Source organism: Nocardia sp. NPDC058497 (assembly GCF_042720195.1).
Taxonomy (GTDB): domain Bacteria; phylum Actinomycetota; class Actinomycetes; order Mycobacteriales; family Mycobacteriaceae; genus Nocardia.
Genome location: NZ_JBHXMY010001023.1, coordinates 1 through 1,178 on the forward strand (window position 1 = coordinate 1; position 1,178 = coordinate 1,178).

The 1,178-nt window shown below is 59.7% G+C and carries 1 protein-coding gene; it reads left to right on the forward strand.

Annotated features, from left to right (window positions below):
- Window positions 1-311: 311 nt before the first annotated feature.
- Window positions 312-1,178: 2OG-Fe(II) oxygenase family protein (locus ACFWPJ_RS33415; RefSeq protein WP_378857605.1), on the forward strand; the 867-nt coding region annotated here is incomplete at its 3' end.

Consider the following 1,178-nt stretch of genomic DNA (forward strand, 5'->3'; position numbering starts at 1 on the left):
TTGTCGTCATGCTTAGATAGGTGAACAAGTAATGGCTTGTCGGCGCGAGAGTTTGACCGACTGCCTGGTCGGATTGCTGAAATATAGCTTCGGGGCGAGCAAATTTTCTGCGTCTTGCCGTTTCTCCGGCGACTATTGACAGCGCATCAGTGGTGAGGCAACCTTGGTTTACCCGGCAGTTCCACCTTATTCGACCTTCGCAAGCTTTCCAGTCACCGAGTGGAACTCTGCCCGGACATCTGATCGAATATCTTGTAGGGGCCAGTGTGAGTGCAAATAGATCCGATGTAGAGCACGCAGAATTCGCCGTGGTGGAGAATGATCTCGACCGTCTGGAATATTCGCTCGTCGAAAGTCCCGACGACGTATTCGACGACAGCTTCGAGCCGCAAGTGTGCGACATGGCGGACCTCGACGGCGATGCGTCGGCGCAGCGTCGCTTTATCGACCGACTCGGGGCGGCCATGGAGGAAGTCGGACTGGCTATCGTGATCAACCATGGTGCCGAAACGGTCCTGCCCGGGGCCGCTGACGCGGCACTGCAGATGTTCACGACGACATCCATCGAAGAAAAGATGAGGTACATCGCGACGGACTGCACATTCGGCGAGCCGCTGCAAATGGGGTACATCCCACTCCAGGAAAGTACGCCTTCACTGCCGAATTCGGTAGAAGCGTGGGAACTCGACAAAGCGGCTTTCCGTATTCCGGGCGAAGACCCGGAAAAGGCTCTCACCTTCTGGCCGGGCGAGCGTTTCGAAGTGGCGCTGCGACCCTACTGGCAGGCTTGTGAGCGGATGGTGCTTCCGCTCGTGCACGCCATGTTCCGATATCTGGGCGTCGACCCTTCGTTGTACGACGAAGAACTGTCTCCACCGAACAGCGTGCTGAGGTTCAACCACTACCCGCCGATCGACGATGCCGTGGCGGATGCCGGGAACACGGGCCGAGTCATCGCCCACGAGGACTACGGGCTGATCACGCTGTTGCCCGCTACCCCGGTAGAGGGCCTGCAGCTCTACCACCCGCGACACAAGACGTGGAGCAGGCTCCGCGCGCCGGCCGGGTCCTTCGTCCTGAACAGCGGCGACTGGCTGAAAATGATCAGCAACGATCGCTTCCATTCCTGCACCCATCGCGTCAGCGTCCCGCGCGACCGCGCCCAACGGGCCGTGCCC